Raw genomic sequence first — 25,668 nt, 5'->3', positions numbered from 1 at the left:
GGCTCCTTTGCGGACAGGTCTGCTCCCACAGTAGATCGCGCACCCATGTGGGAACGGACCTTTCCGCGAAAGCTTCCGCTCAGGTGCTGGTGAAAGCGCAGGAAATCGGCTCATCACCGCTTCAAATCTTCCGCACCCTGCAGTGGCTCGTCGCCCAGCACCAGATCCTGGTCATGACTGACCGCTTCTTCCTCGAACATGCGCCAGGTCTGGCCGTTGTCTACGCCCAGCAGCTCTACGAAACGGCGCCCCTGCACTTTGTCGTTCAACTGACCGACGTAGCGGCCAACCTGGGACTCGCTACGGGTCAGCACAATCCTGCGGTCCTTCTCGGGCTGGGTCGGTGAAATCAGATTCAGCTCCAGGGTCTGCGGTTCACTATTACCGGTCAGGCGCAGATCGGCTTCGCCGGTCATATCATCCAGGTGCACCGTGGCGCGTAGCTTGAGACTTTGTGCCAGCAACTCGCGGTCCAGCGAGCGGTTGATGCCTTTGCCGGCTTCGTAATAGTTGTCGTTGACCAGGTTGTCCGGATTGTTCACCGCGATAGTCACCATGGCCAGGGTCAGGGTGACGGAGCAGGCAAGAATACCAATGATGATCCACGGCCAGAGGTGCCGGTACCAAGGGCTTGAAGCGGTTGCTGCGGGCATGGCTGACTTCTCTGTTTCTCGTCGGGATCAACGAACTTGTGGACCGATGAATCGGCTCTTGGCTTGTATTTCAGTGCCGCTGTTGTCGGCGTCCCTGAGGATAAACTTCACTTCGTTGGTGCTGGACGGCAGTTGCTCCGGCGCGACCGACAGTTCCACCGGCTGACTGAGGATTTCCCCGGCACTGACCTTGATCTCCCGACGACCCTGCATTCTCAGGTCCGGCAAACCCGTCGCTTCAAGCAGGTAGGTGTGGTCCACCTGGTCCTTGTTCATGACCTTCAGGCTGTAGACGTTTTCGATACGGCCCTCGGCGTTTTCCCGGTACAGCACGCGGTCTTTGCTGACGTCGAAACCCACCAGCGAACGCATCAAGAACGCCCCCACCAGCAAGCCAATCATCGCCAGCAATACCACGGCATAGCCGATCAGGCGCGGGCGCAATTTGTGAGTAATCTGCCCCGACAAATTGTGCTCGGTGGTGTAGCTGATCAGGCCCCGTGGATAGGCCATTTTGTCCATGATCGTGTCGCAGGCGTCGATGCACGCAGCGCAACCGATGCACTCGATTTGCAGGCCGTCGCGAATGTCGATGCCGGTGGGGCAGACTTGTACGCACATGGTGCAATCGATGCAATCGCCCAGGCCCTCAGCCTTGTAGTCCAGATCTTTTTTGCGCGGGCCGCGTTTCTCCCCACGGCGTGGGTCGTAGGACACGATCAATGTGTCCTTGTCGAACATCACGCTCTGAAAGCGCGCGTACGGGCACATATAAATACACACCTGTTCGCGCAGCCAGCCCGCGTTGCCGTAGGTGGCAAGGGTAAAAAAGCCGACCCAGAAATATGACCAGCCATCGGCCTGTCCGGTGAAGAATTCGATGACCAACTCGCGAATGGGGGAGAAGTAACCGACGAAGGTCAGGCCGGTGACGAAACCGATGATCAGCCACAGGCTGTGCTTGGCCAGCTTGCGCACGAACTTGTTGGCACTCATGGGTAATTTGTCGAGCTTCATGCGCTGGTTGCGGTCGCCTTCGGTGACTTTTTCGCACCACATGAAAATCCACGTCCACACGCTTTGCGGGCAGGTATACCCGCACCACACGCGGCCCGCGAAGACCGTGATGAAGAACAATCCGAATGCGCTGACGATCAGAATGCCTGACAGCAGGATGAAATCCTGGGGCCAGAAAGTGGCGCCGAAAATGTAGAACTTGCGCTCTGGCAGGTTCCACCAAACCGCCTGATGACCGCCCCAGTCCAGCCAGACCGTGCCGAAGTACAACGCAAACAACAGCGCGCCGCCAGCCATGCGCAAGTTGCGAAACACACCGGTGAACGCGCGGGTGTAGATCTTCTCCCGAGAGGCATAGAGGTCGACTGTGTCACCGTCTTTTTTCGCTGGCGGCGTGACGTTGTGTACCGGAATCTGGTTGCTCATCGGTGCATCCCACGGCGGTGGAAAAGTGCCTCGGCCAGTGCATGCCGGTCGGGGTCGGTGGACTACTATGATCGTGCCAATACCGCTATTAACTTTAGTCCAATGGCTCCCCTTCGGTGGCTACACAGGATGGCTGGAAGGCGAAATCACCTATTACCGCCTGACTAAGTACTCACCAGCTTCCTCATTTAATTGGCTAACGAAGGGATTGAGCACCTTCACGCCGCTGCCGCGAAAGTCGTTGGTGTTTCGGGTCACTACTGACATACCGTGCACAAGCGCAGTGGCGGCGATCAGAGCGTCGTATTCACTCCTGGGATCTGGAACGTGCAACTGCGCACATCGAATTGCCACGACGCTGTCGACTGGCAGGATTCGACCCTCAAAGGCAGGTAATACATGGTGCTGCAGCCAGTTCCTGAGCCGTGCTCCTTGTGGCTGGTCGCGTCGTTCAATCCTGAGAATGCCGGTTTCAAGTTCCAGAATAGTGATCGACGATAGGTAAAGGCTCGCAGGCGGAACTCGATTAGCCCACATCACCACGTTGCTGTTGGCCTGGCTTTTTCTGAGTTCGGATATGATGTTCGTATCAAGCAGGAACATCAGGACAGATCCACACTGCGCTTTGTGATGTAGGCCCGCTGGGGATCGAAATCTATATCGTCGGCGTCAGGCATTACCAGCATGTCGACTATGCTGACAGCTCCGCCTGCCAGCTTTTGATAATCCTCGATGGTGACCAGTACATAGGCTGGGCGTCCTCGGTCCGTGATGAATACCGGACCCTCCAGAGCGGCTTTTTTTGCGCCGCTGGTGTCCTGATTGAATTCTCGACTTGAAACGGTCGTGACCATGCGCACTGCTCCTTATGCCAAATGTAGTCATGTTGCTACTCGTGCGCGGTCAGCATAGCGGGGTAACCCCCGATCTACAATTTCGAAGATGTAACGGAATCGGCAATCCCTGAAACGACGCTAATTTACTGGCCGCGATCGTGTTACTCCGTTGCCGGTTTGTCCCCGTGAGACAAGCTATACACATACGCCGCCAACAGATGCACCTTGTCATTGCCCTGCAGCTGTTCCTGCGCGGGCATCTGGCCTTGGCGGCCGTAGCGGATGGTTTGTTGCAGTTGGGCAAAACTTGAGCCGTAGATGAACGCGGCGGGGTGGGTCAGGTTAGGTGCACCCATCGCAGCGGTGCCTTTGCCTTCCGGCCCGTGGCAGGCGACGCAGTTGGCGGCGAAGATTTTTTGCCCGGCGGCCACGTCGGCTTTGGCGTCTTCGGGCAATTTGCGGCCATCGAGTTGGCTCAATACGTAGGCCGAGACATCGCGCACGCCTTGGTCACCAACGACGTCGCCCCATGCTGGCATCACCGCATGACGGCCGCCCATGATGGTGGTCTTGATGGTTTCCGGCTCGCCGCCCCAGCGCCAGTCAGCGTCAGTCAGGTTTGGAAAGCCATAAGCGCCCTTAGCGTCTGAGCCATGGCACACCGAGCAGTTGGAAGCAAATAGCCGACCACCCATTTTCAGGGCCTGCGGGTCTTTAGCGACGTCTTCGATGGGCATAGAGGCGAATTTGGCGAAGATCGGGCCAAAGCGTGCGTCCGAGCGGGCCATTTCCTTTTCCCATTCATGCACGCCGGTCCAGCCTTGCTGGCCGTTGGAAAACTCGGTTTTCTTGTCGTTGTCGACGTAGTCATAGCCCGGCAGCAAGCCCTTCCAGTTACCCAGCCCTGGGTACAACACCAGATAGCCCAAGGCAAAGATGATGGTGCCAACGAACAGCATGAACCACCATTTGGGCAGCGGGTTGTCGTACTCCTCGATGCCGTCGAACGAATGGCCGACGGTCTCTTCGGTGGCATCGGCGCGCTGGCCTTTGCGGGTCGCGAGCAACAGCCAGGTCAGGCAGAAAATCGTACCCAGGGTGAGGACTGTGACGTACAGACTCCAAAACGTACTCATTGTTTGTCGCTCCTGGAAGCTTTTGCCTGCTGCACTTGCTTGATCGCCTCGGGATCATCGGCAAACGGCAGCATGGTCGCGTCGTCGAATTCGGCTTTGCGGCGGGGGCTGAACACCCACAACGCCAGACCGATAAAAGCCACCATCACCACCAGGGTGCCGAGGCCTCGAATCATTCCGATATCCATCGCAATCACCGTTTGCTTCTGATGAGAGTGCCCAGGCCTTGCAGATAGGCAACCAGCGCGTCCATCTCGGTCTTACCCTTCACGGCGTCGGTCGCACCGGCAATGTCGGCATCGGTGTACGGAACGCCCAGGGTGCGCAGAACTTCCATCTTCTTCGGCGTCTCCTTGCCATCGAGACGGTTCTCGACCAGGAAGGGATACGCTGGCATTTTCGACTCGGGCACCACGTTGCGCGGGTTATATAAATGCGCGCGATGCCAGTCATCGGAGTAACGACCGCCCACTCGCGCCAGGTCCGGCCCGGTACGTTTGGAGCCCCACAGGAATGGATGATCCCAGACGCTTTCGCCCGCTACCGAGTAGTGCCCGTAGCGCTCAGTTTCGGCGCGGAACGGGCGGATCATCTGCGAATGACAACCCACGCAGCCGTTGGCGATGAAGACGTCACGGCCTTCAAGCTCAAGCGCCGGGCGAGGTTTCATGCCTTCAACCGGCTTGTTGGTCACGTCCTGAAAGAACAGCGGCACGATCTGAGTCAAACCGCCTACGGCGACAGCGATGACCATGAACAACGACAGCAGGCCGATGTTCTTTTCCAGCGTTTCGTGTCTGATCATCAGTGAGCTCCCACGACAGCGATCTGCGCGGCAGCTTCGGCTTCTTCAGGGTTGGACGCGTGAACCGTACGGAACACGTTGTAGGCCATAAACAGCATGCCGCTGGCGAAGAACGCACCGCCCAGAGCACGCACTATGTAACCCGGATGGCTGGCCTGCAGCGCTTCGACGAATGAGTAAGTGAGCGTGCCGTCGTCGTTGATCGCGCGCCACATCAGACCCTGGGTGATGCCGTTGACCCACATCGACGCGATGTAGAGAACGGTGCCGATGGTCGCGAGCCAGAAGTGCGTGTTGATCAGGCCGATGCTGTGCATCTGCGGACGGCCGAAGATTTTCGGGATCATGTGGTACAGCGCGCCAATGGAGATCATCGCTACCCAGCCCAATGCGCCCGCATGAACGTGGCCGATGGTCCAGTCGGTGTAGTGAGAGAGCGAGTTGACGGTCTTGATCGCCATCATCGGGCCTTCAAACGTCGACATGCCGTAGAACGCCAGGGACACAACGAGGAACCGCAGGATCGGGTCGGTGCGCAATTTATGCCAGGCGCCGGACAGCGTCATCATGCCGTTGATCATGCCGCCCCAGCTGGGGGCCAACAGGATGATGGACATCGCCATGCCCAAGGATTGCGCCCAGTCGGGCAGGGCGGTGTAGTGCAAATGGTGCGGGCCAGCCCAGATGTACAGGGTGATCAGCGCCCAGAAATGGACGATGGACAGGCGATAGGAATAGATCGGGCGCTCGGCCTGTTTTGGCACGAAGTAATACATCATCCCGAGAAAGCCGGTTGTCAGGAAAAACCCTACGGCGTTGTGTCCGTACCACCACTGAATCATCGCGTCGGTGGCGCCGGAGTAGGCCGAATAGGATTTGAACAAGCTGACTGGCAACGATATGTGATTGACGATGTGCAGCATCGCGGTGACGACGATGAATGCGCCGTAGAACCAGTTGCCGACATAGATGTGCTTGGTTTTGCGTTTGACGATGGTGCCGAAGAACACCACGCCATAGGTGACCCAGACGACGGCCAGCAGAATAGCAATCGGCCATTCCAGTTCGGCGTATTCCTTGGTGGTGGTGTAACCCAGCGGCAGGGTCACGATGGCGCCGACGATGACGGCCTGCCATCCCCAGAAGTGAAACGCCGCCATGCTGTCGGAAATCAGCCGCGTCTGGCAGGTGCGCTGCACGACGTAATAAGAAGTGGCAAATAACGCGCAACCGCCAAAGGCGAAGATCACAAGGTTGGTGTGCAGCGGTCGCAGACGTCCGAAGGTGGTCCACGGGAGACCGAAATTCAGGTCTGGCCAAACGAGTTGGGAGGCGATGAAAACACCAAGCCCCATGCCGAGGATGCCCCAGACCACCGTCATGATGGCGAACTGGCGCACTACCTTATAGTTATAAGCAGTCGGACTGATTGCTGTGCTCATTCTCAGGTTCCACGATTCGGATATTTATTAGAGGTAACCATCGGACGCAATACCCAATTAGCGTAGACGCTTTGCAACGCGGCGGGCGTAGTGCAAAGGCGTAGCAACGCAGAATCGGTGTCGCTTAAGGCGCGGTCCCGACGCTATTACGCGCAAAGAGAACGTGCCAAATGGACCGGAACAGGCCGGAAGACAAGTAAGGTGTGCTTGGAAATCATCTTGCCGCAGCAAATATGGATACAAACCCGCGTTACTAGCCGCACATCTTGCTAGTCAGCGCTGCTCGGAAATTGCCCGCCAAAACCGTTCACCTGTCCTGCGACCCGCAATTGCCAGGTCATTGTTCGGGCAAGCTTAGTCGCGAAACGCGGGCCTGGGAAGTCGTATACATCGGGAGTGCGACACTTGGCCGCGCATTGGGACAGGAACACCGCGCCCCGTTGCAAGGCGCGGTGTTGACACGTTTCAGGTAGTGCTGAAACGTTAAATCCCCAACGTTCCTTGAACTTTAGGAGGGGTTTTGTACTGCAAGTTGTATACAAAAGTCGTTACTAATTGCACATTATCACTGCCCAAAATATTTTGGCCTGAGCAGGCAAATGACCCTCGCGACCGTAACGGATAGTCTGCGATGGCGGCTTAAAACGATACGAAACTGGAGCTCCCCGGTTGCGTGCAGGTTGGGGCGACCATGGCTTCAGTGCTTTATTCCGAAGTGCCAGGTGAGCCTAGCCAATCAGAGCTGAACCTTGGCTGTCAGGCTCCGGGGTTGATTGCGGCATAATTGTGGACCGCCGCCGAGTCCGGATGTGGGATGAACAATCAATAGCGAGGCAAATGTGAGTAAAGCGTCCAACAGCCGTGACGATGACAAGCAGATCGTGAAGTGTGCCGCGCAACAGGGTTGGCTGTGGAACGCGCCAAACAGCGGCCGGGGAAATACGCCGGCCACATTGATCCTGGCCCACGGCGCCGGGGCTCCGATGGACAGCGAGTTCATGAATGACATGGCGCTGCGTCTGGCTGATTTGGGCGTTGGCGTGTTGCGATTCGAATTTCCCTACATGGCCCAACGCCGAATCGACGGCGGGAAACGCCCTCCCAATCCACAGCCCAAATTGCTGGAGAGCTGGCGCCAGATCTATGAAACGGTGCGACCCTTGGTCAGCGGGCGCTTGGCCATTGGTGGCAAATCCATGGGCGGGCGCATGGCCAGTCTGATTGCCGACGAACTGAGCGTGGATGCGCTGGTGTGCTTGGGTTACCCGTTCTATGCCGTGGGCAAGCCGGAAAAGCCAAGGGTGGCGCATCTGGAGTCATTGAAAACCCCCACCTTGATCATTCAAGGGGAGCGTGACGCTTTGGGGAATCGTCAGACTGTTGAGCAATACGTACTGTCCAAAGCTATCGACGTACATTGGCTGCCCACCGCCAACCACGACCTCAAACCGTTGAAGTCTTCGGGTGTAACCCATGAAGCATGTCTGCAGGTTGCGGCAGCGCAAGCTGCCCTTTTGTTACTGCGCTGAAGCAACCGATGCTTCGTCGATCCACTGCACGTCGAACGCGCCTTGCGCCAGCTTGAAGTTGATGGAAGACATGCCGAACTCAAGAATACCGCGCAGGCGTTGAGTGTCAGGGTCGCACTCCAATAGGGTCAATTCGCCAGTCTGGAAATATCGCGAGTGATAGACCCGCGCGATCTGGCGTGGCGTCCTGTGATAAACGACGCTGATGCCCGGATTACTCACCACGTCGTACGTGCCAGGGCCGAGAGTCTGGTCAATAAAAAGGCCTATGCTGGTGCCGTGCCGGGCAACGTGACCGGTGACGAGTATTTTCCATATCCGCCGATTTGGTTTGTGCAGCAATTCCGTGCGCCAACAGGACCAGGCTGTCACGCTGGTAGCAACAAATGGCTTGCCGTTGACCGTCGCCTGAAACTGTTCGGCAAGGGACGGCGGGTCCAGCCGGATTTTCTGGAGATTTATTGAATCAGTCATGATCTCTCTCTCAACTAATAATGTTGCTCACGAAACGTAAGCCCCCGCAGGCGCCGAACAGTTACGGCGCCGGGGGGAAGCGGGCTAAAGCAGCCCGCTGAAGAGTGAATGCAATCCAGCAGCGTTTATCGAATCGCGACGCCGAGCGCTCCATTGACGTGCAGGTATTTGTAGTCCTTGCCGGTGTTGAGGTCTTTGGCGTAATACCACTTTGCCCCCAGCACGGTCTTCGCCACGGTTGATGACCAGTACAGGCCTTTGCCCATTGGCCAGCGCCCTTTATAGGCGTTATAGATTTCGATCAATTCCTGAATGTTCGGGATGCGTGCGCCGATGGCTGTCGCCGCATTGGAAACCTGCGTCAAGTTGCCGGAGCCGACGCCAACGCAATGGATGACACCGGTCACCGAAACGCTGTACGCCTTGCTTTCGCCTGCCGCGTCCGTAGCGGTAATGGTCGCGCCGCCTTTGCCGCGAACGGTTACCAGACCTTCCGTATCGACCTGGGCAATCTGAACATCGCTTGAGTGGTAGACATAGGGCGGTTTACCTCCCGTTGCCACGCGCTTGACGGTCGTACCTGTCGGGAATGTCGGCAGCAATTCGGGGGTTCCAGGCAACAGATACACCTTGCCGCTCAGCACCACAGCCGAGGTGTCAAACTCCAGGGCAGATGTCACCGTTAGCGCCAACTTCTCGGATTCGCGGCCCACACCTGCACGCTGAACGTAATAGTGCAGCGTGGCCGTCGTACCTTCGGAGGCTAAAATAGCCGCCTTCGACACATTGAATGTCAGCGTAGGCTCGGCGCCAATCGTCTGAGCAGGCGTATCTTCAAGAACGGTGCCCATCCAGCGGACCATGACCAGATCGCCCGCTGTGCTGTCTGGATAACTGACCCGAACAGAGCCCCCCGATTCGGGAATCAGTGAAGGCCGTAGGATGCCGTCCGGGCCAACGGTGTCCATCGTTGGTGCAGGCAGTTCAAGCACCGCACTCAAGATCCTCAATGACACGACGTCGGAGTCCTGAACGATGCCACTGGTGCGAGTCACGCTGTAAGAAACGTCCACGGTTTGCCCGTCGTTGATGCTGACGAGTGAACTGGCGAAGACGATTTCAGCCGGCTTAAGCGCCTCTTCTTTCTCGATCAGTTTTTCCTTCCGATCACTGCCCTTCGGGCCTTCCCAACTGAAGCGAAGCAGATCGCCCTCGTTCAAAATCGCATTCACGTCGACAACTACCGTGGCTCCGTCAGTTGCGTTCGCTGGGTCGAGAAGGTTGTCCGTTGCCTCCTTAATGCGCGGTGCAGGGAGAACTGGATAAACAATATTCCCAACGGAGAATCGATATTGCTCAGACAAGAATTTCTGACTGTTACGATCCACTTCATACCATACGATGACGTTGTTTTTGATGTTTGCGTCGACGTAGGATTTCTCGACCCTAAAGACAATTTCCCTGTCGATAGTACCGCTGTTGATAATGGTCGAGTCGCTGTAGGTGCCACTGGAACCTTGACCGTCCCAATGAATCGTTACTTCGTCACCTTCGGCCATCGAGTAAGGTGCGATCCGAACGGTAGCCTCCAGCACTATCGATGCAGGGTCGAGTACGCCGTCGCTGTCAACTCCATCGACTGATGGGGGAACAAGAAAAACATTACTGTCGTCTCCAACCATAAGTTGTAAAACCGGTGATTTGAAAAACGTACGCGCATAGGTCGTGATTGAGTAGTAAACCTCTACCATGCCGCCTGCGAGGGCGCTTACCTTTTCATCTGGAATTAGGAAGTTAATGGGCTTGCCGACATCACCCAAGTTCAGGTTCTTTAACTCTTCGTGCATAACATTTGCACCGCTGGCGCTTTTACCCATCCAAACCAAGGTGACGTCATTGCCGTCGCTCATGAAATGGTAAGGAGGGACTTCAACGATAACGTTGTTTGTATTGGGATCAAGTACCCCATTATTCAGTTCGGCCGCAGGGACGCGCGGCAACGCTAGTTGCGTAGCAGTTCCAATAACCTTAACCGGCAGGCTTTTGGATCGCAGTACATCACCATCTGATTTCTTCACGGTGTACTTCAGCCGGGCGCGGCCTTGCGTGATTGGCTGAAATTGCTCATTTGGGACGAGAAATTCAATAAAGCTTCCAGCGTTTTCAACAATTTTCGAGGCGCTGTAAGTTTCCAGCGGCATACCTTCTGCGGTGCTGCGCTCTACCAATAGCAAAACCTCATTGCCATCGCTGATTTCGGGTTGGGAAAGGACCAGCACCTGCACCGGGTCGCCATTTAACTTATCGAGATCCAGTTCCATGCCAGGTGCCTTGGGAACCACGGGTGCTGCCAATGTTGACTGTCCAGCTTCAACGTCGACATAGGTCGCCAAGGACCATCGCGACCAGTTGTTTACTAAATCCCGAACTTCATACCGAACCTCGATCATGTCGGAATCACCGGCTCGTTCGATGATTTCTTTGCTGACAGGGAGAATCACAGGTTTCGCGATTTCGTCTTCAGCAAGGATAATTTTGCGAATAAATTCGCCGTGCCAGGACAGTGTGATGTTGTCCCCGACGCTCATATTCAAATACGGACTTATTTCGACGCTGACGCCCTCTGGGGAAGAAATGATCCCCTCAGGCGAGACGAGAGGTAGAACAAGTGCTTCATTTTCCCAAGGAGTGGCAGGATTAATGTCGGTTCCTCCCGGTAAGCTGAACTTCACCGGAACCGCACTGTGCAACGATTCATTCCGTAAGCCGCCAATGGGTTCCGTGACGGTATAGAACAATGTTATTTGGTCAGGGGCGATGAATTTTTGGTCGAGGGGTAATATTACAAACGAAGGTGTTTCGGGAGTCAGATCTTCCTGTTTTACCGTGTACTGAACTACCGGATTTTGATTGCAGTAAAGGTCAATGATGTCCCCGGCCGCGATAGTGACATACGGGCCAACTCTTACAAACAGGGGAACCTGAGGGTCTAGTGTATCGGCGTATCCAATACCGCTTGGATCATGCAGATTCTGCATCGCTGGCGCAGGCAAGGGTGCGCGAGTTGAAACGCTCATGGGTTGAATCCTTATTTTTGTTAAAAGTGGCGAGCCCGTAGACTCGCCTTTTAAATCAGCAGCCTTCGCCAGGGATTGCCATGCGGATGAGCACTGGTGCAGTCTTTGAGTTCACCGGACCATTAGGGCCCTCAACTCTGTAGTAAGCCTCTGCACGCCCTGTGCAGATCAGCCGCAGTTGTCTGTCCGAAATGCGGAAGTCGTAGCCGCCGATCATTTCGAATTCGTCGAGGATATGAGTTTCCTCAACGCTCGCACCTGGAACCGGTGTATTACCATTGGCGGCGTTGTAGCCATGAAATATCAAAGTGACCCGCGGGTACTTGTCGATATGCTCATACGGTGCGATATGAATCGGCGTCCCGTCCGGGCTAAGAATCGGACTGATCGCGTTGTTCTCATTCGCATTGCTGAAGACAGGAGCCGCGAGGCCTTCCAGTCCTCCTGGCAGGTCTCCTTTGGCGCTCACCGCTACAGGCTGCGCCGCGGAGCGCGAGGTATTAGGGTTGCCATTGTGAGTGACGGTATAAAAGACCTTGATTAGTTCTCCTGACCCCTCGCTGGCCAAGAGTTGGTTGGGAATAGTAAGTTCAAGATTCTTATTCAAATCTGTCGATTTAATCGGGAAGACTACCGGCGTAGCCTGTGACCCCCAATAAAGTCGGATGACATCGCTGACGGCGAACTCCTCGTTCCACTCAATAAGCGCTTTAGCCTCAAGCAGAAAATCATCTTCGTCGATCACATTGTCTTCGTTGTTGGCGTTATCGCTGGTGCCCTGAATGACCGGCAACGCAAGGCTCTCGTTTTCGGGAGTTTCCGGATCGGGATCTTGAGGCCCTGGCAGCTCAAGGTAGACGATGACCTCCAGCTCCAACGAGGTGCCGATCAATACGCCGTTGCGACGGACTTCGTAATGAAGCTTCGCCGGACCATCGCCCGGCAGGGCAATCACAGGGTAACGGACGTTGATGCCGAAAATCGGGTTTTGACTTTCGTCACCAGCCATCACTGTGGCCTCTGGCATTGCCGTATCACCCCAGTACAGCATGACTTTGTCGCCGGGCTGAGCGTCAGGGAATTGCGGAATCTCAACGAGCACTGCAGCACGGGCGTCGGCGTCATCGATGAGCGAGTCATCCGCTTGAGCGCACAGCGGTGCTGGAAAATCTGCCGGCACTTCGCGCAGGAAAAGGCGGAATCGTTTTGGCAGCGAATGAATCGACTCATTTCCTGCACGGTCGGTTACGACGTAGTACACCGGATCCGTGACGTCACCGAGGCTTTCCAGAAATACCCGAGGGAAGCTCAGCATCACTCGGTTCATGGTCACTTCTTCCGGAATGACGGTATGTTCCGGCCCAGGCACCGAACCCCAGAAAGAGCGTATATGGTCACCCCATGCAATGCCGGTATAACCCGGTACTTCGGCGACCAGCACATTGCCCAGCGCGGTTAGTTCTTCCGACGTCAGCATGCCGTCCTGGGTAGCGGCTGGAAATACAAGTGCCGCCAATAGATCGCCGCCGGGTGCAGTGCGGTCCACGATGACCGGAATCGCTGGCGATGGATTGCTCAAGCCACCGCCGGCATCCCTTGCCAGGTATTGCGCCTGATGAGTGCCCTCGACTAGCAGCGCCGCAGGTAAATCAAGCGATAACGGATCACCCGGCAGGTCGTCGTCGCCAATGGGCTTTGCTGACCCGATTAAGTTGTCATTCCAAAGCAGTTGATAGGTATCACCGGGCAATGCTTCGTCCCAGACAACCAGCGACATGGTGACGGGTAGCAGTAAGTCTTCCAGGGTCAACAGCCCATCGATCGGATCTGCCAGGGGAATAACCGGCGCCGCCAAGGCACGAGGCTTAGAATTACGGGCACGGCTGACCAGTGAGCGGGTATTGCGTGAATTACACATAAACTTCTCCATATTTTAAGCAGCCAGGGACTCCGTCTTTAAGTAGATGGCCGCTGTATTAAATTTTATTGATGCACAGTAGATTTGTGGTGAATAACGGTTTATAGGTCAAGGGTAGTCTGTTGCCTGCTTGATTCTTTAAACTCTTTTTCAAATAATCGTAATTTCATGTTTGTGTCAACGGGTTGTGTTAATTAATTATTTTTCTCTAAGTAGATTTGTTGGGGTTGTAACAGAAACTTCCTACGGTTGGAGCGGATCCAAGGCGCGGCCTATGCTTGCAGGTTGTCAGTCAAGATAAATATTTGTGCCTGGTCAGGCGTAGTAGATTAAATCTTTCAGAATTCATGAAAGATTTCCTTTGTAAAATAATTCAGGTCTGCGACGCGTTGTAAGGTTTTTAGGACTCATATGTGTAGCCGTCGCTGTTATAGTTTTGGACAGACTTTTGGTGCTTGTCTGTAATCGAGCTAATCGGGTAGCTGTTTAACTGTCAAGTGTGCGTTAGATATTTATTTTATAACGGGCTGAAGAGTGAGAGTTTGATGGCTTCAATGTAGGCTCGGTATTACATGGTTATAGGAAACTGCCGATAGCAGTGGTTAATGTAAAGTGGTCCCCTCAACGGAAAATCCCTTCACACTCTTCATTTATTTAGCGCGCGATTGAGGAGTTAACAGTGAATAGCAAATACACGCTGATAGGTATGAGCAAAATTACCGCCCTTGGGGTTCTGTGTGGAGCGACCTCTTTGGGTTATGCCGCGGAGGATGAACACTTAGGCCCCAGAGCTTCATCCGATGTCATCGTCGCAGCGGGCGACACACTTGATGTGAATACTTCAACCGGTCTTTCATATGGATTGCTGGAAAGATCTACTCTTAATGTCAACGGTGCGACGGTGAGCGGCATTGACTCACAAGCCGCGACGCTCAACCTTATCGACGCAGTGGTCGACCATGATTTGAAGCCTGACCCCGCTGACCCTGCCGCGGTCAAGATAGAAGGGAGCAAATTGACGGCCAATAACACACGCATCGTGAGTTCGAGTGCTGCAGGGCTGATAATCAGTGGTCGCGGAACCGGAGGCATATCCGTGCCAGTGAGATCCAAGGCTACCATCGCGAACAGCTTTATTTCCGGCGTCGGCATGGCCATGCAAGTGGCGAACAGCGATGTGTCAGTAAGTGGCACCGACGTCATTGGATTGCGAGGCGTCCACGGTGAAGCCGTAGGCATTGACACCAACACGTCAAGTATCAAGATCAGCGACACTAGCTTGATCAAAGGCGATGATATCGGCCTGAGGATCCGGTCAGCGTCCAGTCTGCCTGGTGGAGGGGTTATCCCTAACACCCCCAGCGTCATTGATATCGACCATTCCACAATCCAGGGCGTTAACGGCCCGGCCATCAAGCTTGTCGGCGCGCGTGGCGATGGCGCTATAGCGCAGATAACCCTCAGAAACGATGCATCGTTGCTCTCCGGCAATGCCAACCTGGTGGAGGTCTTCGACGAAAGCGCATTGGATCTTATGGTGGATGACAGTCGGCTCACCGGCAACCTGTTCGTTGAGGAAGGCAGCACCCTGGACGTCGAATTGCGCAATGGCGCGCAACTGGCCGGAAACATCATCAACGGTAACAACATAGCGATCAATTCCGGTGCCCGGTGGCAACTGATGGGCGACAGTGATGTAGACAAACTCACGATGGAGCGCGGTCAGGTGAGCTTTGCTGGCGGTGACTTCCACAAACTGTCGCTGAACGAACTTGCTGGCAATGGCACCTTCGATATGCGCATCAACCTGGACACCGCGCAGGGCGACCTGCTGGAGGTCAACGGGGAGGCAACCGGCTACCATAAGCTGAACGTAAAAAACACTGGCGTTGAGGCAGTGCCTGCCGAGTTTGACCCTTTGCGGATTGTCCACACCGAAGGCGGCGACGCTCAGTTCGGCTTGATCGGTAATCGTGTCGATCTCGGTGCCTATTCTTATCTGCTTGAGAAGCAAGGCAACGACTGGTTCATTGTGGGCGAGGGCAAAACCATTAGTCCTTCCACGCAGAGCGCTTTGGCGCTGTTCAATGCAGCGCCGAATATCTGGAACAGCGAGCTGACGACTCTGCGCAGTCGCATGGGCGAGGTGCGAGGGCAGGAAGAAGGGGGTGGATGGATTCGAAGCTACGGCAACCGCTTCGACGCCAGCACGGGTTCCGGTCTCAGCTACCAGCAGAACCAGCAAGGCATGTCGTTTGGTGCGGATGCGCCTATGCCGGTTGGCAAAGGCAGTCTTGTCGTGGGCTTGATGGGCGGCTACAGCAAATCTGATCTGGATTTGAGCCGTGGCAGCTCGGGTACGGTGAACAGTTACTACATCGGCACGTATGGTACCTGGCTGTCCGATGACGGTTACTACCTGGACGGTGTGCTGAAGTTCAACAGGTTCCGTAACGAGTCGAAGGTGGCGATGTCCGATGGCAGCAAAGCCAAGGGGCGTTATAGCAACACTGGTGTAGGTGGGTCGGTTGAGTTTGGCAAGCACATCAAGCTTGCTGATGGCTATTTCATCGAGCCCTACACACAGCTGTCTGGCGTCTCCATTGGCGGCGACAGCTATTCGCTGGACAACGGGATGGAGGCTAAAAACTCCCGCACGCAATCGGTGCTCGGCAAAGTAGGCACGACGGCGGGGCGCAATTTTGCGCTTGAAGATGGCAGTGTCGTACAACCCTATGTTCGTGTAGCGATGGCCCATGAGTTTGCTCGCAGTAATGATGTGACAGTCAATGACACTCGGTTTAATAACGATCTGTTCGGATCTCGCGCAGAGCTTGGAGCGGGTGTTGCTGTCACCCTCTCCAAGCGTATTCAGCTGCATGCAGATTTCGATTACATGAAAGGTGAGCATGTCGAGCAGCCCTGGGGAGCGAACCTGGGGCTTAAATTGGCCTTCTAACATTAGTTGAGTTGATTCGGATCCCAGCTACGTCAGGTAGCTGGGATTTTTTCGTTAAAAGCCTTTACGTCTTACTGATCGTCGGCGTGGACCAAGTCTGGGTCTGCCGTTCCCCTCGACATATATCATCAGCGGATGCGAAATGCCGACCAAGCGGGATCGACGTACCACTTCATAGTGAACTGAGACTTCACCGTTCTGATAGTGCGCAAGCTGCTCACAATTTATAAATTGAACCAGTCGCGGGTCCTTGGTGCACGGATTCGGCTCCAGAGTGGTATAAAAAGTATTACGTCCCCAGATCAGTTTTATTTGATCTCCTGGCCACAGTGTTCTGGATCGAGGGATATTGATATATACGCCAGCGACAATTTGCTCCGGCGTAATACTACTGGCATTCGCACCAGCGAGAGATGGCGCCAGTAGGTTAGGGGTAAGGACCATTTCGTCTTCCTCTTCTTCTTGTGACCACTCAAGTCCAAGAGCACGTCTCAGCGACTCTCTGTAGAGCTCCGCAGATTCTTCATCGTCCTGATAACCTATTGAGTCGATAAAACCTGAGGTGAGGGGAGGAATGCTGAGTTTTTCAATCGGCACATCATTATCATCGCTCTCTTGTTTTTTGATACGGGATGCATCGATGTCTGGCCTGAAGCGAGGCTTTTTTCTGCCGTCCTTTCCCATATTGGCTCCGTTAGCTTTGTTATTAAAAATATCGGACATGCTCAGGTTCCGCAGCGAGGGCTGCCGGATGAGCGCGCCGTGGACATATGTTCAGTTTCAAAAATCCCGTTGTCAACTTCCCGGTTTTCAGTGGCGCGTGCGACATCACCGCCCTACCGCGACTGGAATGTTTCAAAATACTTCGAATTGTAAATTTTTACCCGGGCCAGTGATTACGGGGGTTTCAAGGGTAAAACAAACTTTTCCGGGGCGATATGTAAGACATGTATTACACCAAATTCCGAAAGTGCTGTGGGGCGCTGGAAACTTATCAGCGAGACGACCCGACTGAAGCTTTTATCCATTACTTGATTTATTTTTTGTATGTTGCCAAAAAGATATCGATATTTTTTGTGATCTATCCAAATGAATATGCAAAAAATGTGAAGTTCGCCCAATATTTCGATCATGTTGCCTGGAAATTCAGGGAGCGGTTGCCCGCCTTGGCGGTGATGACGCAGTCGAACCCTCCAAAGGTCGACACAACTCGGGGCAGAACCCAATTCCATGGCTTGGTCCGCGACGTCCGTGGGGAGGTTCTGAGTGGACTTCGCTATGTCGTTGGGGAGCCGTTTCCTGGATGTCCCCTGCGCACCCCGCCATACGGGTCGATGTGGGCCATGAAGATTGATAACAACTCTGTGTTCGACGCAAGCTGAGCATTTGAAGGTAACGTATCTGCTCTCTTGTGTGATTGGTCGATCCGCTACGCCTGTCGTGATGGCAGGAGCAGCTCAAATGCTCTGGTTCCATTTGCATCGGTACTTCCTTTAATGGAGTGAAAGCTCACCACATATCAACTTCAGGCGCGCGGGGCAGCCAAGGCTTTACGCTTGAATCGTCAAAGTCATAGGCAGCGACATGATCGATACATTTCCGGCTCGGTCCGTGATGAAGTATTCGATGAGTACACTGCTGCTTCCGAGACTTTGTAAAAACTCTCGCTCGAAAACTATGTTGATCGGTGTGTGTTGTAGTTCTTCATCGATCACGGTGTGATGGGGGCCTTTTATTCCATTGCATACTGTTTGAATTTGATCGGCTGTCTGCATGCCGGTATAGCCTGCTATACAGCCAGTTAACTCATTCCCCAGTGTGATATTAGGGAAAATAATAGCTGCTATCAAAGCCGCGCCTGGTATCGATCTGCTTACTTTCAACGTAGTTATCGGCGAATCCTCACTTACATTGCTCCTGGGGCTTGTTGCTCGAAATCGAAGCTCGTAAGTTCTATCCCTATCCAGTAATTGCTCATTAAGTTGCATTGTAACGATCTTTCCTGGCCTGTCTGTGTCGGTAAACGTATAGATTGCCCCTGCAGGACGGCCATTTAGCATCAGCTGCATGTAATATCCTGGTTGAATTGCATCCCACGCCAGAATATTAACCGGAATCGGCTGGCCAAGATCTGCTGTCTGTAACAACCCATCTACGGGATCAGCAATCGGGACAATCGGCGCGGCAAATGGATATTGAAACTCAGAAGTATTCATGGATTTTCTCCAGGCAAGCATCCACGACCACCAGTCCTGGTGGTGTACACGCTCAAAGTTAGTGATATAGATCAGATTTAAGCCACCGTTGTGCAGTAACTATTTACCTCAATCTGTATTTCAACTAATAGGAGTCCGCGATACCTGTCAACCCTACATCCCACGCCCATCCCCCACATTTATTGGGTCAAGCGGCAATTAGATTCATTTTCAGAAATTTCCTACTTTTGACCACGGCGCGCGCAAACGAAAAAAGCCCCGGCACATGCATCTGCCGGGGCTTTTTGAGTTGTGCGGTAAATATCTACCGGTTAAAGCGTTCCACCAGCGAATACTGGGTGTTAGCAGTACTGGTCAGCTCAGCGCTGAGTGTTGCGGAGCGGCGGGCTTCGTCGGAGGTCTGGTCTGCAAGTTGCGCGATCGTCGTAATGTTGCGGCTGACCTCTTCGGCGACCGAGCTTTGCTCTTCCGTTGCGGCGGCGATTTGTGTGGTCATGTCGGTGATGTTGGCGACAGCATCGCTGATGCCAACCAAGGCCTCGTCGGCTTCCAGCACACGCTGCACGCCTTCTTCCGCCTGGCGATGACCAGTGCTCATTGTCTGGACGGCAGCATTGGCGGTTTGTTGGAGCTTGGCGATCAGGCTGTGGATCTGCGCTGTGGAGGCGGTCGTACGCTGTGCCAGTTGGCGGACTTCATCGGCCACGACGGCAAAGCCGCGACCCATTTCACCGGCGCGTGCGGCTTCGATGGCCGCATTGAGGGCCAGCAGGTTGGTCTGGTCGGCGATGCCCTTGATGACGTCCACCACACCGCCGATTTCGTCGCTGTCTTTCGCCAGTTGAGTGACGGTCAGCCCTGTTTCACCAACCGATGCGGACAAGCGTTGAATCGCTTCGCGGGTTTCGCTGGCGATGCCACGCCCCTTGCGGGTCAGCGCGTTGGCTTGCTGCGTAGCATCGGCCGTGCGCTGAACGTGGCTGGCGACTTCCTGAGTTGTCGCTGCCATTTGGTTGATGGCCGTGGCGACCTGTTCAGTCTCGACGCGCTGACGTTCCAGTCCGCTTGAACTGGCTTGGGCCAGGCTGTCGGATTGTCTGGCCTGATCCGTCAGATGCTCGGCGGTGTCCTGCAAGCGAGTCAGGCAGGTTTTGAGTCGCGCTTCCTGGCTGAGGATCGACATTTCAAGGCGCGCTTGCGGACCACGGCTGTCGGTGTACATCTGAGCGATCAAAGGATCAGAGGTGGTTTGCTCGGCCAGGCGCAACAGGCGCTTGATACCACGTTGCTGCCAGCTCAGGCCCAGCAGTCCTAACGGCACGGACAGCGCGGCCGCGAGGATGAACCCCCAATGGGAATTAAGCCAGACGCCAATCAGAAAACTCAGTTGGCTGACCAGAATGAACGGCAACCAATTCTGCAAAACCGGCAACCATTTATCGCGGCTCGGCACCGCCGCCTTGCCGCTGTTGATGCGTTTATAAAGCGCCTCGGCGCGTCGGACTTGCTCGGCCGTTGGCTTGACCCGTACCGATTCAAAACCCACTACCTGTTTGTTTTCAAACACCGGCGTGACATAGGCATTGACCCAATAATGGTCACCGTTCTTGCAGCGATTCTTGATGATCCCCATCCAAGGCTGGCCCTGCTTGAGCGTGGTCCACATATGCTCGAAAACCGCCGACGGCACATCCGGATGGCGCACGGTATTGTGCGGCGCCTTCAGCAGTTCCTCGTAGGAAAAGCCGCTGATCTCGACGAATGCGTCGTTGCAGTAAGTAATCACACCACGCGTATCGGTCGTTGAAATCAACCGTTGGTTTTCTGGGAACGTGCGGTCGCGTTGTGTGATGGGCTGGTTATTGCGCATGAGCTATCTATCCAGGAAGGCTTTGACGGGATATCGGCCAGCCCGCTGAAAAATTGAGCGTTATGTGAACTGCATCAACAAACCGCTGCGCTCTGAACCAGGGTTCAGCGATTGAACATCGGGTAGGTGAACAGAGAAAAGTGCACCAGATTGAGCCCGAAATGAGTCAAAACCGCCGCCGTCAAACCGCCCAACCGGTACGCGACGCCATAGCCGACGCCTGCAACTGCGGCCAACAACACCCATTGCCATCCAGCGCCGAAGTGCGCCAGACCGAAGACGGTCGACGCCAGCACAATAGTCCACACATCGCCGTGAGGCAGGCGTTTGAAAACCCTGCTCAAGCCGCCTTGGATATAACCCCGAAACAACAGTTCTTCCGTCAGGGTGACCAGCAGCAAGTTGTTGAACATCCAGATTCCACTTTGCTCCGGCCATTTAGGGGCCCAGCCGAGAACTCCCAGTGTCGCAGCCGTAGCCATGCAGACCGCAGTGGTGATGATGAAGGTCGTGGCACTTACAACAGCCGTGCGGGCAACGGCCACTCGGTAAACCACCCACGGACAGGCCAGTGCCACCCAGAAACCGATCAGGGATTTGTCGAGATTGAGGTACATCGAAAACGGCGCGGCATCCGGGCTGAAGTGGGCCGCCGCTATGGCCCGGGCGTTTAAAAACCCCGGTAACCAATGGCTGGCCAGGCCTATCGCCAAAGCGATGAACAGCAGATGTCCAAAGGTTTTGATCGCCCAGTGGCGGAATTGGCTGACGCAGATGCCAGCCATGATCAACAGACCGACCGTTACTGCAGCGGGCAGGCTGAGTTGCCCATAGGTGAATGCGACGGCGTAACCCAATGTGAGCAGGGCTAGCGTCGTCCAGCGCAACGCCGACATGGCAGCGTCCTTCAACAGCGAAATAGGGCGAGGATTCTAGCGTTTAAAAGATTCACATGCCTGTCGGACATGGATGAAAGTGGCCGATAGAGCGAGGTGGATATTTCGAGGGTTGGTGTAGGGCGTATCCGAATGTGACTTGCGCTCCCCATATTAGTAAGCAGGCTCGCGAGTACGGTGTCAGCGACGGAGTCACCGAGGAACCGCAATCGCGAGCTAACTCACTCCTACAGAGATTGCGCCAAATCAAATGCTCTTTCAGGAAGCAATGAGCTGGCGCAGCACGTAGTGCAGAATCCCCCCTGCTTTGAAGTACTCCACCTCGTTCAGGGTGTCGATTCGGCACAGCACCTCAACGTCTTCGGACTTTCCATCTTCGCGGGTGATGTGCAGTTTCAGGGTCATGCTCGGTTGCAGGGTCGCGCCGGTCAGGCCGGTGATGTTCAGGGTTTCCTTGCCTGTCAGTTCGAGGGTTTTGCGGCTTTGGCCATTCTTGAACTGCAACGGCAACACGCCCATGCCCACCAGATTCGAGCGGTGGATGCGCTCAAAGCTTTCAGCGATCACCGCCTTCACCCCCAGCAAATTGGTGCCTTTTGCCGCCCAGTCGCGGCTCGAACCGGTGCCATATTCCTGACCGGCAATCACCACCAGCGGCGTGCCTTCCTGCTGATAACGCATGGCCGCGTCGTAGATCGGCAGCTTTTCGTCGGTCGGCACGTGCAGGGTGAAACCGCCTTCTTCATTACCCAGCATCTCGTTGCGGATGCGGATGTTGGCGAAGGTGCCGCGCATCATCACTTCGTGGTTGCCACGACGTGAGCCATAGGAGTTGAAGTCCTTGGGCTCCACGCCCTTGCTGCGCAGGTAACGCCCGGCCGGGCTGTCGGCCTTGATGTTGCCGGCGGGGGAGATGTGGTCAGTGGTCACCGAGTCGCCCAATATCGCCAGCACCCGGGCGTTGCTGACATCAGTGATGACCGGCAAAGGTCCGGCCACGTCATCGAAGAACGGTGGATGCTGAATGTAGGTCGAATCCTCCTGCCAGACGTAAGTGGCGGCCTGGGGCACTTCGATTGCCTGCCATTGAGCGTCCCCGGCGAAGACTTCGGCGTACTCCTTGTGGAACATCGCGGTGTCGACCTTTTGCACGGCTTCTGCGATTTCCTGACTGCTGGGCCATATGTCACGCAGGTATACCGGCTGACCGTCGCTGCCTTCACCCAAGGGTTCGCTGCTCAGATCAGTGCGCACAGTGCCTGCCAGCGCATAAGCCACTACCAGCGGCGGCGACGCCAGCCAATTGGTTTTAACCAGCGGATGTACGCGGCCTTCGAAGTTGCGGTTGCCGGACAATACCGAAGCCACGGTCAGGTCCGACTGTTGAATGGCTTTTTCGATGGGATCACGCAGCGGACCGGAGTTGCCGATGCAAGTGGTGCAGCCGTAGCCCACCAGATCAAACCCCAAGGCGTCGAGGTATTGGGTCAGCCCCGCCGCGTTGTAGTAATCGGTGACCACTTTCGAACCGGGAGCCAGCGAACTCTTGACCCACGGCTTGCGCTGCAGGCCTTTCTCCACCGCTTTTTTGGCCAGCAGACCGGCTGCCATCATCACGCTGGGGTTTGAGGTGTTGGTGCAGGAAGTAATCGCGGCGATCACTACCGCACCATTGCGCAGGCGATATTTCGCGCCTTCGTATTCGTACTCCGCTTCACCGACCTGGGCGGCGTTGCCAACGGCTACACCGCCGCCGCCTTCGCTTTCCAGACGGCCTTCTTCGTGTTTGCTGGGCTTGAGTTGCAAGCCGAGGAAGTCATCGAAGGCCTGGCCCACATCCGGCAGCGCGACCCGGTCCTGCGGGCGTTTTGGCCCGGCGAGACTGGCAACAACCGTGCTCATGTCCAGCTCAAGCGCATCGGTGAACACCGGCTCTTGCCCCGGCAGACGCCACAGGCCCTGCGCCTTGCAATAGGCTTCGACCAACGCCACGGTTTCAGCCGGGCGGCCGGACAGACGCAAGTAATCCAGTGTCACGTCGTCCACCGGGAAGAAGCCGCAAGTCGCGCCGTATTCCGGGGCCATGTTGCCGATAGTGGCGCGGTCAGCCAGTGGCAGCTGCGCCAGGCCGTCGCCATAGAATTCGACGAATTTGCCCACAACGCCTTTCTTGCGAAGCATCTGGGTGACAGTTAGCACGAGGTCAGTCGCGGTGATGCCCTCGTTGAGTTTGCCGAGCAATTTGAAGCCGATGACTTCCGGGATCAGCATCGACACCGGCTGGCCGAGCATCGCGGCTTCCGCTTCAATTCCGCCGACGCCCCAGCCCAATACGCCGAGGCCGTTGATCATGGTGGTGTGGGAATCGGTACCGACCAGAGTGTCCGGAAAGGCGTACGTGCGGCCGTCTTCTTCTTTGGTCCAAACGGTGCGGCCCAGGTATTCGAGGTTCACCTGGTGGCAAATCCCCGTGCCTGGCGGCACCACGCTGAAGTTGTCGAACGCGCTTTGTCCCCAACGCAAGAAGGCGTAGCGCTCACCGTTACGTTGCATTTCGATATCGACGTTTTCGCCAAAGGCGTTGGCATCGCCGAACTTGTCGACCATCACCGAGTGGTCGATTACCAGATCCACCGGTGACAATGGATTGATGCGCTGCGGATCCCCCCCGGCCTTGGCCACGGCGGCGCGCATGGCGGCCAGATCGACAACAGCCGGCACACCGGTGAAGTCCTGCATCAGCACGCGGGCAGGGCGGTATTGAATTTCGCGGTCGGATTTGCGTTCGGTCAGCCAGGCGGCGATGGATTTAAGGTCATCGGCGGTGACGGTCTTGTTGTCTTCCCAGCGCAGCAGGTTTTCCAGTAGCACTTTGAGTGACATCGGCAACCTGTCCAGATTGCCGAGGGATTTCGCGGCGTCGGGCAAGCTGTAGTAATGGTAGGTCTTGTTGTTGACTTCTAAGGTCTTGAGGCTTTTCAGGCTATCGAGGGAGGGCATGAAGTAACTCCTTGACGAGTCCGCACGGCACGGACCTTGGGGGAATCGGGGAACCAAAACAAAGGTGAAGCTATGTACACGAACGCTCTGGTCGGCGGCTTATGTAGTACTGGACCTGCGAGCCGCGCCAGTGGTTCCTGATTGGGCTATCATGCGCCGCTTTTGTGTCGCTGAGGTTTATCCTCAAGTATAGGTCGCCCCAGACAGCCGTCTGGCGCGCGCAGAGGAGCTCCAATGAACACCCTGTTTATGCATTGCCGACCTGGCTTTGAAAGCGAAGTCTGTTCGGAAATCAGCGAGCACGCCGCGCGTCTGGACGTCTCCGGGTACGCCAAGGCCAAGACCAGCGCGGCCTTCGCCGAGTTTGTCTGCACCGAAGAAGACGGCGCCGAGCGCTTGATGAACAGCGTGCGTTTCACCGACCTGATTTTCCCTCGGCAGTGGGCGCGGGGTGTTTTCCTGGATCTGCCGGAAACCGACCGTATCAGCGTGATTCTTGCCCACATGGCAAACTTCGCTACCTGTGGCAGCCTGTGGCTAGAGGTGGTCGACACCAACGACGGCAAGGAGCTTTCGACCTTCTGCCGCAAGTTCGAAGCGCCGCTGCGCAAGGCCCTGACACAAGCGGGCAAGCTGGTGGACAACCCCAAACTGCCGCGCTTGTTGCTGACCTTCAAAAGTGGCCGTGAAGTGTTTCTCGGGCTGGCTGATGCCGATAATTCGGCGATGTGGCCCATGGGCATTCCCCGCTTGAAATTTCCCCGAGAAGCGCCGAGCCGTTCGACCTTGAAGCTGGAGGAGGCTTGGCATCATTTCATCCCTCGCGATCAGTGGGATGAGCGGCTATCGGGGGAAATGACCGGTGTCGATCTGGGCGCAGCGCCCGGCGGCTGGACCTATCAACTGGTGCGGCGCGGGATGCTGGTCACCGCCATCGATAACGGCCCGATGGCTGAAAGCCTGATGGATACGGGCTTGGTGCAGCACTTGATGGCTGATGGTTTCACCTACAAGCCGCGTCAGCCGGTGGACTGGATGGTCTGCGATATCGTCGAGAAGCCTGCGCGCAATGCCGCGTTGCTGGAAACCTGGCTGGGCGAAGGATTGTGTCGGGAAGCGGTGGTCAACCTCAAACTGCCGATGAAACAGCGTTATGCCGAAGTGCGACGTTTGCTGGACCGCATCGAAGAAGGCTTCAAGGCGCGGGGCATCAAGGTCGCCATTGGCTGCAAACAGCTGTACCACGACCGCGAAGAAGTGACCTGCCATTTGCGGCGGCTGGATATCAAGCGTAAGGCATAAAGCATCGCGGTTCTGTAGGAGCGAACTTGTTCGCGAGAGGGTTTTCACGGCGCAGAAGCCTCTCGCCAACAAGTTGGCTCCTACAGGATCGCGTTTGGCCGGTCTTGCGCCT

General features: G+C 55.7%; 20 protein-coding genes. 4 read left to right on the top strand and 16 right to left on the bottom strand.

Annotation, left to right across the window (positions count from 1 at the left end):
* Positions 1-113 precede the first annotated feature (113 nt).
* The 8 genes from ACWKV9_RS10885 to ccoN all read right to left on the bottom strand — a co-directional run bounded on the left by ACWKV9_RS10885 (position 114) and on the right by ccoN (position 6,315).
* Positions 114-653 (bottom strand): FixH family protein, encoded by a 540-nt coding sequence (locus ACWKV9_RS10885; RefSeq protein ID WP_483836120.1) that lies wholly within the window; start codon positions 651-653, stop codon positions 114-116.
* Positions 654-680: 27 nt separating this feature from the next.
* Positions 681-2,096 carry a cytochrome c oxidase accessory protein CcoG gene (gene ccoG, locus ACWKV9_RS10880; RefSeq protein WP_483836119.1) on the bottom strand — a complete coding sequence of 472 codons (1,416 nt, stop codon included), beginning with the start codon at positions 2,094-2,096 and terminating at the stop codon, positions 681-683.
* A 153-nt stretch (positions 2,097-2,249) separates the two neighbouring features.
* On the bottom strand, positions 2,250-2,699 hold the full coding sequence (locus ACWKV9_RS10875; protein WP_483836118.1) for a PIN domain-containing protein: 450 nt from the start codon (positions 2,697-2,699) through the stop codon (positions 2,250-2,252).
* On the bottom strand, positions 2,699-2,950 hold the full coding sequence (locus ACWKV9_RS10870) for a type II toxin-antitoxin system Phd/YefM family antitoxin (RefSeq protein ID WP_483836117.1): 252 nt from the start codon (positions 2,948-2,950) through the stop codon (positions 2,699-2,701). Before ACWKV9_RS10870 ends, ACWKV9_RS10875 begins: the two co-directional genes overlap by 1 nt.
* Positions 2,951-3,093: 143 nt before the next feature.
* Entirely contained in the window at positions 3,094-4,068 is a 975-nt protein-coding gene (gene ccoP / locus ACWKV9_RS10865) for a cytochrome-c oxidase, cbb3-type subunit III (RefSeq protein WP_483836116.1), read from the bottom strand.
* Positions 4,065-4,256 carry a cbb3-type cytochrome oxidase subunit 3 gene (locus ACWKV9_RS10860; protein ID WP_483836115.1) on the bottom strand — a complete coding sequence of 64 codons (192 nt, stop codon included), beginning with the start codon at positions 4,254-4,256 and terminating at the stop codon, positions 4,065-4,067. Before ACWKV9_RS10860 ends, ccoP begins: the two co-directional genes overlap by 4 nt.
* A gap of 5 nt (positions 4,257-4,261) precedes the next feature.
* Positions 4,262-4,873 carry a cytochrome-c oxidase, cbb3-type subunit II gene (gene ccoO, locus ACWKV9_RS10855; protein ID WP_483836114.1) on the bottom strand — a complete coding sequence of 204 codons (612 nt, stop codon included), beginning with the start codon at positions 4,871-4,873 and terminating at the stop codon, positions 4,262-4,264.
* Positions 4,873-6,315 carry a cytochrome-c oxidase, cbb3-type subunit I gene (ccoN, locus tag ACWKV9_RS10850; RefSeq protein WP_483836113.1) on the bottom strand — a complete coding sequence of 481 codons (1,443 nt, stop codon included), beginning with the start codon at positions 6,313-6,315 and terminating at the stop codon, positions 4,873-4,875. Before ccoN ends, ccoO begins: the two co-directional genes overlap by 1 nt.
* 839 nt (positions 6,316-7,154) lie before the next feature.
* Between ccoN and ACWKV9_RS10845 the strand changes: the two genes are divergently transcribed.
* Positions 7,155-7,844 carry an alpha/beta family hydrolase gene (locus tag ACWKV9_RS10845; RefSeq protein WP_483836112.1) on the top strand — a complete coding sequence of 230 codons (690 nt, stop codon included), beginning with the start codon at positions 7,155-7,157 and terminating at the stop codon, positions 7,842-7,844.
* Here ACWKV9_RS10845 and ACWKV9_RS10840 read toward each other — a convergent pair.
* The 3 genes from ACWKV9_RS10840 to ACWKV9_RS10830 form a co-directional block, all read right to left on the bottom strand.
* Positions 7,833-8,318, bottom strand: a complete 486-nt coding sequence (locus ACWKV9_RS10840; RefSeq protein WP_483836111.1) for a hypothetical protein — start codon at positions 8,316-8,318, stop codon at positions 7,833-7,835. The two genes, ACWKV9_RS10845 and ACWKV9_RS10840, sit on opposite strands and share 12 nt — an antisense overlap.
* A gap of 125 nt (positions 8,319-8,443) precedes the next feature.
* On the bottom strand, positions 8,444-11,395 hold the full coding sequence (locus ACWKV9_RS10835; RefSeq protein ID WP_483836110.1) for an Ig-like domain-containing protein: 2,952 nt from the start codon (positions 11,393-11,395) through the stop codon (positions 8,444-8,446).
* A 55-nt stretch (positions 11,396-11,450) separates the two neighbouring features.
* The gene (locus ACWKV9_RS10830) at positions 11,451-13,313 is read right to left on the bottom strand and encodes a hypothetical protein (protein ID WP_483836109.1); all 1,863 of its coding nucleotides are present in this window, start codon (positions 13,311-13,313) and stop codon (positions 11,451-11,453) included.
* Between the two features lie 1,150 nt (positions 13,314-14,463).
* Here ACWKV9_RS10830 and ACWKV9_RS10825 point away from each other — a divergent pair.
* On the top strand, positions 14,464-16,272 hold the full coding sequence (locus tag ACWKV9_RS10825) for an autotransporter outer membrane beta-barrel domain-containing protein (protein WP_483836208.1): 1,809 nt from the start codon (positions 14,464-14,466) through the stop codon (positions 16,270-16,272).
* Positions 16,273-16,326: 54 nt separating this feature from the next.
* Here ACWKV9_RS10825 and ACWKV9_RS10820 read toward each other — a convergent pair whose 3' ends face one another.
* Positions 16,327-16,995, bottom strand: a complete 669-nt coding sequence (locus tag ACWKV9_RS10820; RefSeq protein WP_483836108.1) for a hypothetical protein — start codon at positions 16,993-16,995, stop codon at positions 16,327-16,329.
* Between the two features lie 224 nt (positions 16,996-17,219).
* Between ACWKV9_RS10820 and ACWKV9_RS10815 the strand changes: the two genes are divergently transcribed.
* The gene (locus tag ACWKV9_RS10815; protein WP_483836107.1) at positions 17,220-17,654 is read left to right on the top strand and encodes a hypothetical protein; all 435 of its coding nucleotides are present in this window, start codon (positions 17,220-17,222) and stop codon (positions 17,652-17,654) included.
* A gap of 168 nt (positions 17,655-17,822) precedes the next feature.
* On the opposite strand, the gene ACWKV9_RS10810 is transcribed toward ACWKV9_RS10815, so the two are convergent.
* The 4 genes from ACWKV9_RS10810 to acnA all read right to left on the bottom strand — a co-directional run bounded on the left by ACWKV9_RS10810 (position 17,823) and on the right by acnA (position 24,254).
* On the bottom strand, positions 17,823-18,488 hold the full coding sequence (locus ACWKV9_RS10810) for a hypothetical protein (RefSeq protein WP_483836106.1): 666 nt from the start codon (positions 18,486-18,488) through the stop codon (positions 17,823-17,825).
* 304 nt (positions 18,489-18,792) lie between these two features.
* Positions 18,793-20,358, bottom strand: coding sequence for a methyl-accepting chemotaxis protein (locus ACWKV9_RS10805; protein WP_483836105.1), 1,566 nt, complete (start codon positions 20,356-20,358; stop codon positions 18,793-18,795).
* A gap of 104 nt (positions 20,359-20,462) precedes the next feature.
* Complete coding sequence (locus ACWKV9_RS10800; RefSeq protein WP_483836104.1) at positions 20,463-21,254, bottom strand: lysostaphin resistance A-like protein; 792 nt, start codon at positions 21,252-21,254, stop codon at positions 20,463-20,465.
* A gap of 258 nt (positions 21,255-21,512) precedes the next feature.
* Entirely contained in the window at positions 21,513-24,254 is a 2,742-nt protein-coding gene (gene acnA / locus ACWKV9_RS10795; RefSeq protein WP_483836103.1) for an aconitate hydratase AcnA, read from the bottom strand.
* A gap of 234 nt (positions 24,255-24,488) precedes the next feature.
* Between acnA and rlmM the strand changes: the two genes are divergently transcribed.
* A complete protein-coding gene (gene rlmM / locus ACWKV9_RS10790) occupies positions 24,489-25,556 on the top strand; it encodes a 23S rRNA (cytidine(2498)-2'-O)-methyltransferase RlmM (RefSeq protein ID WP_483836102.1) in 1,068 nt (355 codons plus the stop codon).
* The last annotated feature ends 112 nt before the right edge of the window (positions 25,557-25,668 follow it).

The organism is Pseudomonas corni, assembly GCF_057128765.1.
This window is presented reverse-complemented; position numbering and strand designations above follow the sequence as displayed.

What these genes read in the sequence shown, in the direction of transcription:
- ACWKV9_RS10885 (WP_483836120.1), bottom strand. Translation starts at nt 653, where the DNA reads ATGCCCGCAGCAACCGCTTCAAGCCCTTGGTACCGGCACCTCTGGCCG.
- ccoG (WP_483836119.1), bottom strand. Translation starts at nt 2,096, where the DNA reads ATGAGCAACCAGATTCCGGTACACAACGTCACGCCGCCAGCGAAAAAA.
- ACWKV9_RS10875 (WP_483836118.1), bottom strand. Translation starts at nt 2,699, where the DNA reads ATGTTCCTGCTTGATACGAACATCATATCCGAACTCAGAAAAAGCCAG.
- ACWKV9_RS10870 (WP_483836117.1), bottom strand. Translation starts at nt 2,950, where the DNA reads ATGGTCACGACCGTTTCAAGTCGAGAATTCAATCAGGACACCAGCGGC.
- ccoP (WP_483836116.1), bottom strand. Translation starts at nt 4,068, where the DNA reads ATGAGTACGTTTTGGAGTCTGTACGTCACAGTCCTCACCCTGGGTACG.
- ACWKV9_RS10860 (WP_483836115.1), bottom strand. Translation starts at nt 4,256, where the DNA reads ATGGATATCGGAATGATTCGAGGCCTCGGCACCCTGGTGGTGATGGTG.
- ccoO (WP_483836114.1), bottom strand. Translation starts at nt 4,873, where the DNA reads ATGATCAGACACGAAACGCTGGAAAAGAACATCGGCCTGCTGTCGTTG.
- ccoN (WP_483836113.1), bottom strand. Translation starts at nt 6,315, where the DNA reads ATGAGCACAGCAATCAGTCCGACTGCTTATAACTATAAGGTAGTGCGC.
- ACWKV9_RS10840 (WP_483836111.1), bottom strand. Translation starts at nt 8,318, where the DNA reads ATGACTGATTCAATAAATCTCCAGAAAATCCGGCTGGACCCGCCGTCC.
- ACWKV9_RS10835 (WP_483836110.1), bottom strand. Translation starts at nt 11,395, where the DNA reads ATGAGCGTTTCAACTCGCGCACCCTTGCCTGCGCCAGCGATGCAGAAT.
- ACWKV9_RS10830 (WP_483836109.1), bottom strand. Translation starts at nt 13,313, where the DNA reads ATGTGTAATTCACGCAATACCCGCTCACTGGTCAGCCGTGCCCGTAAT.
- ACWKV9_RS10825 (WP_483836208.1), top strand. Translation starts at nt 14,464, where the DNA reads ATGGCCATGCAAGTGGCGAACAGCGATGTGTCAGTAAGTGGCACCGAC.
- ACWKV9_RS10820 (WP_483836108.1), bottom strand. Translation starts at nt 16,995, where the DNA reads ATGTCCGATATTTTTAATAACAAAGCTAACGGAGCCAATATGGGAAAG.
- ACWKV9_RS10815 (WP_483836107.1), top strand. Translation starts at nt 17,220, where the DNA reads ATGTATTACACCAAATTCCGAAAGTGCTGTGGGGCGCTGGAAACTTAT.
- ACWKV9_RS10810 (WP_483836106.1), bottom strand. Translation starts at nt 18,488, where the DNA reads ATGAATACTTCTGAGTTTCAATATCCATTTGCCGCGCCGATTGTCCCG.
- ACWKV9_RS10805 (WP_483836105.1), bottom strand. Translation starts at nt 20,358, where the DNA reads ATGCGCAATAACCAGCCCATCACACAACGCGACCGCACGTTCCCAGAA.
- ACWKV9_RS10800 (WP_483836104.1), bottom strand. Translation starts at nt 21,254, where the DNA reads ATGTCGGCGTTGCGCTGGACGACGCTAGCCCTGCTCACATTGGGTTAC.
- acnA (WP_483836103.1), bottom strand. Translation starts at nt 24,254, where the DNA reads ATGCCCTCCCTCGATAGCCTGAAAAGCCTCAAGACCTTAGAAGTCAAC.
- rlmM (WP_483836102.1), top strand. Translation starts at nt 24,489, where the DNA reads ATGAACACCCTGTTTATGCATTGCCGACCTGGCTTTGAAAGCGAAGTC.